This window comes from Daejeonella sp. (genome assembly GCF_037719425.1).
In the GTDB taxonomy this organism is placed as follows: domain Bacteria; phylum Bacteroidota; class Bacteroidia; order Sphingobacteriales; family Sphingobacteriaceae; genus Daejeonella.
The window spans coordinates 1-7,224 of sequence record NZ_JBBJNI010000173.1; the positions used below are offsets into that span (position 1 = coordinate 1).

At 41.6% G+C, this 7,224-nt stretch carries 8 protein-coding genes and 1 pseudogene; 6 read left to right on the forward strand and 3 right to left on the reverse strand.

Annotated features, from left to right (window positions below; all coding sequences use genetic code 11):
- Positions 1 to 332: 332 nt before the first annotated feature.
- Together WKF69_RS17250 and WKF69_RS17255 are read right to left on the reverse strand one after the other, a co-directional pair.
- A complete protein-coding gene (locus tag WKF69_RS17250; protein WP_340383470.1) occupies positions 333 to 707 on the reverse strand; it encodes a transmembrane 220 family protein in 375 nt (124 codons plus the stop codon).
- Between the two features lie 227 nt (positions 708 to 934).
- Positions 935 to 1,213, reverse strand: coding sequence for a hypothetical protein (locus WKF69_RS17255; RefSeq protein ID WP_340383471.1), 279 nt, complete (start codon positions 1,211 to 1,213; stop codon positions 935 to 937).
- A 282-nt stretch (positions 1,214 to 1,495) separates the two neighbouring features.
- On the opposite strand from WKF69_RS17255, the gene WKF69_RS17260 reads away from it, so the two are divergent.
- Positions 1,496 to 1,891 (forward strand): BlaI/MecI/CopY family transcriptional regulator, encoded by a 396-nt coding sequence (locus WKF69_RS17260; RefSeq protein ID WP_340383472.1) that lies wholly within the window; start codon positions 1,496 to 1,498, stop codon positions 1,889 to 1,891.
- A gap of 218 nt (positions 1,892 to 2,109) precedes the next feature.
- A complete protein-coding gene (locus WKF69_RS17265) occupies positions 2,110 to 4,092 on the forward strand; it encodes a M56 family metallopeptidase (protein ID WP_340383473.1) in 1,983 nt (660 codons plus the stop codon).
- Between the two features lie 140 nt (positions 4,093 to 4,232).
- Here the strand turns inward: WKF69_RS17265 and WKF69_RS17270 are convergent, their stop codons facing one another.
- A complete protein-coding gene (locus WKF69_RS17270) occupies positions 4,233 to 4,757 on the reverse strand; it encodes a ferritin-like domain-containing protein (RefSeq protein ID WP_340383478.1) in 525 nt (174 codons plus the stop codon).
- Between the two features lie 205 nt (positions 4,758 to 4,962).
- Here WKF69_RS17270 and WKF69_RS17275 point away from each other — a divergent pair, with 205 nt between their 5' ends.
- The 4 genes and pseudogenes from WKF69_RS17275 to WKF69_RS17290 all read left to right on the forward strand — a co-directional run.
- Positions 4,963 to 5,811, forward strand: coding sequence for a methylated-DNA--[protein]-cysteine S-methyltransferase (locus WKF69_RS17275; protein WP_340383474.1), 849 nt, complete (start codon positions 4,963 to 4,965; stop codon positions 5,809 to 5,811).
- A 1-nt stretch (position 5,812) separates the two neighbouring features.
- Positions 5,813 to 6,523 (forward strand): 2OG-Fe(II) oxygenase, encoded by a 711-nt coding sequence (locus WKF69_RS17280; protein WP_340383475.1) that lies wholly within the window; start codon positions 5,813 to 5,815, stop codon positions 6,521 to 6,523.
- Position 6,524: 1 nt separating this feature from the next.
- Entirely contained in the window at positions 6,525 to 6,770 is a 246-nt protein-coding gene (locus WKF69_RS17285) for an Ada metal-binding domain-containing protein (protein WP_340383476.1), read from the forward strand.
- Positions 6,757 to 7,224 (forward strand): annotated as a pseudogene (locus tag WKF69_RS17290) (alpha-ketoglutarate-dependent dioxygenase AlkB); the annotation flags it as partial. The gene WKF69_RS17285 and the pseudogene WKF69_RS17290, both read left to right, overlap by 14 nt.

Here is a 7,224-nt window from a genome sequence, read left to right on the forward strand (position 1 = left end):
GTATTTATAACCCCGGCTTCTGTCGAACCCAGTCGTTCATAAAGCCACACCCCGGCTTCGGAGGAAATATTTGACCGGGCAATCTCCAGTATGACACCTCGTAATCTTTCTGCATCGTAATCAAACATGTCCGGTTATTGAATTGTCTGTTGTCAAGAGCATTAAACTTGTGAAAATTAACAAAAACAATTAACAATCAGAATTAGCCACGCGCAATCTGACACTGTAACGAAACCTGCAGGAGCTTACCGCTCACAAAAGCTTGAATATAAGCTCATGCAAGCTTCATTGCCATTAAAAAGCAACTATATCCAAATGAAAATATTAATTCTTTAAATTTCTGAGGATGCAAAATAATTGATTGCCAGTGCCGCTGCTATAATAAGGAGGCCGAAGAATTCCCTTGTTTTTTCGATATACGGCTTGGTAGCCTGCATACTTTCTGTAATACTCGGTTGCTTATATTTTACAATCCAATCCTTCACCCCATCCCGCGCAAAAAATAAGATCACAGCATAAATGAGATAAAATGCAATAAGAGCGAGATATACGAGCGGATAAAAAAAACCAAAACCAGCCAGCCCACAGCAAACCGAGGCAGCAAGATAGATTGGAACCCAAAGCCAGGAATCTTTGTCGTTCAGGTTGAACCAGGCAAAGACAACAAAGGATAAACAAAATATAATATTAATGATGTGCAGTACCATGAAGGATATCTTAATCGAGGGCTAAGATATAATGTTCTAACTAAAATATGAGCAAAGAGCAAAGAACAAGGAATAAAGACCAGAAACCACTGAATCGAACGTTTGGAGCCAGATAAACAGTTAGGTATTAACAGGTCATAGAACACCTGAAGTAGGTTTTATGGTCTCTGTTAACAAAAAAGGTGCGGTCGGTGGAAGTCTTGGATCTTGGTTCCTGGCTCTTTGTTCTACACCGGTTTAAACATCTTCGTAATAATCTGCCGGATCATCATCTGACGTCTTTCCAGTTGTTCTGCGTGATGCTGTTCCAAAACCGGGTTCCCATATTCTGAATCCAGCACTGCATATGTGTCACGCAGCGTTTCTTTAAAAGCATCAAGCGACTGATCGGCTATTTCTATCGCCACAAATCCGTCCAGGTTTTTCGCAGAACCGAACTGCCGGCAATTATTCTCCGAATTAAAATCGTCTGCATTGAACGATGCTCTTTTAATAATGATTTCCATTCCTCAATGTTATGTTAACTAAGCACGCTTGCCCTTCCAATGTTCGGTACTCTTGTCCATATCTTGTTCCTGAAAAGAGTATACGTTAATTGCATAGGTAGATGCAGGGTTCATGTCTTTCTCTTTTAGATCTTCAAATATTGTAAATCACCGACTTATACAAATACTGGAAAACCACCATTTTACAAGGCTTTTTATTGCGCAAACATAGATTTAACAAAATTTAACAAAAAATATTAAGCTAGATGTTGATTCGTACGAAAGATTTCCTACCTTTAGTATATGGAAGACAGAGAAGCTAAAAACAAAAAGGCTGAGCCAACAAAATCTGAACTCGAGATTTTGCAGGTCTTATGGGAGTGTGGCCCTTCGACGGTAAGGCTTGTCAACGATAAGCTTAATGATCAGCGCGAGGTAAATTACACCTCTACTTTAAAGCTCATGCAGATCATGGCTGAAAAGAACCTGCTTCTTCGTGATGAAAGCAATATGAAACATATTTACAGGCCGGCCGAAGAGGAGAATAAAACGAAAAGCCATTTGCTCGACCGTTTTGTAAATACACTTTATAATGGGTCGCCATCTAAACTTGTCATGCAGCTTATCGGCAACAAGAAAACTTCGAAGGCTGAGCTTGAGGAGCTTAGAAAAATATTAAAAGAACTCGACAGTAAATAGGAATTAAATGAGCCTAATATTTGAATTTATGGATACTCAGGAACTCATAAAAGCGGTTTATCTAACCCTACTTCACTCAATGTGGCAGGCGGCAGCTAGCGGGTGTCTCCGGCTTGATCATCATGGGTACAAGGAATTTGTCTTCCTCAGAGCGCTATAATATCCTTGCCGGAAGCATGCTGTTTTTTATACTCTGTACGCTAATAACATTTTTTAACATGATAAATGTTCCAGCGGAGATGCAGGCAGGAAATGACAGCGGCTTGGCTTATGCGATTCCGTCTCAAGTTACGGCGTCCTCAGATATATTGAATCAAGCTTTCTCAGTTCTAACCTCCTATTCAAATAGTATCGTAATGATGTGGTTCGTGATCATTTGCTTTAAGGGGATCCGATTATCTCTCGGGCTTCAGCGAATTTCAGATCTTAAAAACAAGCAAATATTGGATCCGGGAACAAAGTGGGCAACAATGATAACCACTTTATCAAAACGGATCGGCATAACAACGGCGATAAGATTTGCCGAATCCGGTTTGACATCAATACCTCTTACGGTCGGTTATTTTAAGCCGGTGATATTGGTACCTGTGGGGATGCTTGCTGCTATCCCCGTAGAACAGGTGGAAGCTATTTTACTCCACGAACTGGCGCATATTAAAAGACAGGATTATTTCATAAACATCTTCCAGTGCCTTATTGAAGTATTATTCTTTTTTAACCCTGCTATCTGGTGGATGTCCAGCCATTTAAGAGCCGAACGTGAAAATTGCTGCGATGATCTGGCGATCGCTAATAGCAGCAATAAAATAGACTACGTACGGGCACTGATAACTTTTGAAGAATACAGAATTCAGCACCCGCAATTATCAATCGCTTTCGCGGGATCTGAAAACACTTTATTGAAACGAACGAAACGAATTATTTACAACCAAAACGACACCTTAAATCCAATGGAAAAATTCATTTTAACATCCGGCCTGGTAGTTTCAGGCTTGCTAAACCTTGCTTTCACAGATGGAGTCAAAGAACAGATCAGCAAAACATTTAAACCAGTAGTGTCAACAATCTCAAAGGCATTTCCAACGGTGGAGAAAGCGTTCGCACCATTTGCCGATACTATTCCGGCCTCAAGTATCCACGAAATATCAATTAATAATGGCGGACTAACTACTTTCAAGGCTTTGCACAAAGGAAAAGCATATAAGATCGTTATGAAGGATGATGAGGTAACGGAGCTTTATGTTGACGCCACGAAAATTGCCGAAGAAAAACTAAATGATTATACGAATGAAATAATAGAAATTGTCCAGTTCAATGACGCTGTCAAATTATCTGGAACAAGCGAGAGAAAAACTTTTCAACAAGGGGCGTTTACAGCATTTAAAAAGTTTGACACACCGAAAATTGCTGTTTCCTTTGGAGCAGAGCCAATAAGATTAGCCAGTGTAGTAGGTTTTGATAAAGAAAAAGTGGGAAAGCGCTTTGCAGCTTTCAATAACTTTTCTGAACAGGCGGCTTTTTCTGCTCTAGTTGACACTGTAGTTCCGGCAACACCAGCGGTACCGGTTGCTCCTGCATCGCCACCAGCATCGCCGACCCCACCCGTTCCCGCAACTCCCCCCATACCACCGCTTGCACCTTTGGCTGAGGTAAAGCCTTTAAGGGCGATTAAAGCAAAACCGGCAGAAATATCCAAATTAAAGCCGCTTAAACCAATCATAATTGAAGTAGCGCCCGCAGTAGAGATCCGCCAAACTCCGGCTATAAAACCTGTTATCCGCATAACTTCAAAAGTTTCTCCCGCAATAGAGGTTCATGAAACTCCTGCTGTCAAACCAGTAATCCGCATAAGTCCGAAAGTAGTGCCTGCTGAAGAAATACGTGAAAAATCCAAACCGGCGGCAGAAGGCGGATCCCCAATGGGATACTCCCATATATTCAATGGAAGCGGCTCGATTTCATATGCCCCTAATAGTAATTTGCATAGGAACAATAACACAAATGATTTCACCAACCAGGTGAACGGAGAACTGGTCGCACAGGGACTTGTTAAGGATCCTAAAAAGTTTTCATACAAAATCAATAATAACGAACTCATCGTTGATGGCGTCAAACAGAGCGATGAAGCGCACAACCGGGTAATCTCCAAAGTATTGAAGAATAAGAACCAAAATATAGAGTTTATTTATAAGAAGAATTAATTCTAATATTGGTTGTTAGTTGTTGGTTGTTAGCCTGGGTGGACTAAACGCTTTGCCCAACAACGAACAACCAAAAACCAACAATCACAAAAAAAGCCACACCAAAACGGCATGGCTCTCTCCATTATAAAGGCTAAGCGTTATTCTACTTCCTGTGCGGCTGCTTCATTAACGAAGCCTTCAGCAATCACAGTAAGACCAACATCTGTGGTTTTTTCTTCTTCGAGAGTTGTTTCTAATATCTCCGCTACATCGGTTAAACCCAGAGTATAGGCTAAGACACGTAATGTACCATAGCTGGCAATTTCATAATGTTCTGCCTTTTGAGCTGCCAAAATTATTCCTGCATCACGGGTCATTGTTCCATCCTCAGTATCCTCCAAAATGCTCTTCCCTTCTTCGATCAGTCCCTCCATTGCATCACATTTTTTTGCCTGAGGTTTAATACCGAGGATCCCGAAAACCTCTTCAAGCCTGGTAACATGAACTTCAGTTTCGCCGATGTGCTTTTCAATTGCAGCTCTCAGTTGTTCTGAAGTTGCACCCTTCGCCATTTTGGGAAGCGCCTTTGCCATATGCTTTTCCGCCCAGTAAAGATCTTTAATTTCATCCGTGAAAAGTTTTAGCAATGCTGACTTATCTTTTTCTCTGTCAGCCGCTGACATAGTTTTACTTTGTTGTTTCATAATAGTATTTATTTAGATTATAAAGGGTCTAACACCTTTGTTTTTGAAAGGTTTACTATTTTTTTGAAATCCAGTATAAATACCAATGACCAGGTATTAATTCAATGTTTACAGGTAAATTGAGCAAGTTTCGGGTTTTGAAGGGACCTTATCTGCTTACCTTTGTTTAACAAAGAGAAATAATATGACTACATCCGAGCAGATAAATTACTCAAGAATCGCGGAAGCGATCGATTATATAAGGGCGAATTTCAGAGCGCAGCCCGGTCTTGAAGAGATTGCTGAGAAAGTAAATTTAAGCCCGTTCCACTTCCAGCGACTGTTTACAGACTGGGCGGGAGTGAGCCCCAAAAAATTTCTTCAGTATATCAGTGTCGAATATGCTAAGGGGATATTGAAAGACAAACAAGCCACACTTTTTGACGCGGCTTACCAGGCAGGATTATCCGGCACCGGCCGGCTTCATGATTTGTTTATACAGATCGAAGGTATGACCCCGGGCGAGTATAAAAATGGCGGCGCCGAACTGAACATTAATTACAGCTACGCTGCCAGTCCATTCGGTAATATTCTGGTGGCATCAACACCAAAAGGAATATGCCACATGGCCTTTGCGGAACAAGAACACACCGCATTAACCGACCTGACAAATCGCTTTCAAAATGCAGCTTTTAAACAGCTTCTCGATCCACTACAGCAAAATGCCTTATATCTTTTCACGCACGATTGGAGCAAGCTAAGCCAGATAAAATTACATCTCAAAGGAACAGACTTCCAACTAAAGGTTTGGGAAACTCTATTGAAGATTCCGATGGGAGAGTTAACGAGCTACGGCACTATCGCTGATCAAATCACCCGGCCCAACGCGTCAAGAGCTGTGGGTACCGCGATTGGAAGTAACCCCGTTGCTTTCCTTATTCCCTGTCATAGGGTTATCCAATCAGGGGGTGCGCCCGGAGGATATATGTGGGGCCTTACCAGGAAAAGTGCGATCATCGGTTGGGAAGCAGCAAAATTAAACAAAGCCGGTTAATATGAATTTGAATCAACAAGCCTTATCCGCCCACTGGAATTCGGTGCAGGATGAAATGAATGTGAAGGGTTATTCATTACTTCCGAAATTTATAAGCCCTGAACAATGTGACGATCTGGTTGCTAATTATGAAAATCCTGAAATATACCGGAAAACTGTAGTCATGGAGCGTTATCGCTTTGGACGTGGTGAATATAAGTACTTCGAATATCCTTTGCCTCCGTTAATTCAAGCGCTGCGCGAAACTATTTATACAAAGCTTGCACCAGTTGCAAATCTGTGGATGAAAGTATTGAATATAGAAAGAACCTTCCCTGAAGATCTGAAAGACTTACAAACCGAGTGCAAAAACAATGGCCAGAATAAACCTACACCGTTGATACTGAAATATGGGAAGGGCGGTTTTAATACTATGCATCAGGATCTTTATGGGGATGTGTTTTTCCCGATACAATGCGTTTTGTTCCTTACGGAACCTGATAAAGACTTTACCGGCGGTGAATTTGTTCTTATGCAGCAGATACCCCGCGCACAATCGAAGGCCATTGTTCTAAAACCCAAAAAAGGCGATATGCTTATTTTTACGACAAACTTCCGTCCCGAAAAAGGTCTGCGTGGCTATTATCGCATAAATATGAAACATGGCGTAAGTGAAGTGGCCAGTGGCCAGCGGTACACCCTGGGAATAATATTCCACGATGCACTGAGTTAATATGATTAAGCATAGTGAGATCACAGATTTGGACTTACCCCTGAAAATAAAGAATCAGGAAGTCTGCTTGGGCGGTAACAGCAAGCTGAAAATTTACGGCACCCTTAATTGCAAATCCGGAAAGAGAATGACTCGATCCAACAGGGTATTTTTTAAATTGGAGAAAGAAGCAACAGAGAATGGATATCGGCCTTGCGGGAATTGTATGAGAAGTAAATATTTAATCTGGAAGAATGGATCTGTTTAATCCCGAACCTGTTGTCAACCTGCTGCCTTTCGACGGGGTAGTGAACTACTTCGGCAGAATAATCGAGCCAAAAGCAAATCAGCAATATCTTGAGACGCTGCTTCAAACTATCAAATGGAAAAATGATGAGGCTGTCATCTTCGGCAAGCATATCGTAACTAAAAGAAAAGTTGCATGGTATGGCGAAAATGATTTTGCCTACACTTATTCAAATACCACCAAACAGGCGCTCCCATGGACGAAGGAACTCCTTAAGCTTAAAACACTCGCAGAAAAGCTTAGCAACAGTCGATTCAATTCCTGCCTGCTTAATCTTTACCACGACGGCGACGAGGGTATGTCCTGGCACAGTGACAACGAAAGATCCCTGGGCAAGGACACCGCAATTGCGTCAATCAGCTTTGGTGCTGAAAGAAAGTTCATGTTTAAGCATAAAAAGACCAAACAAACTGTG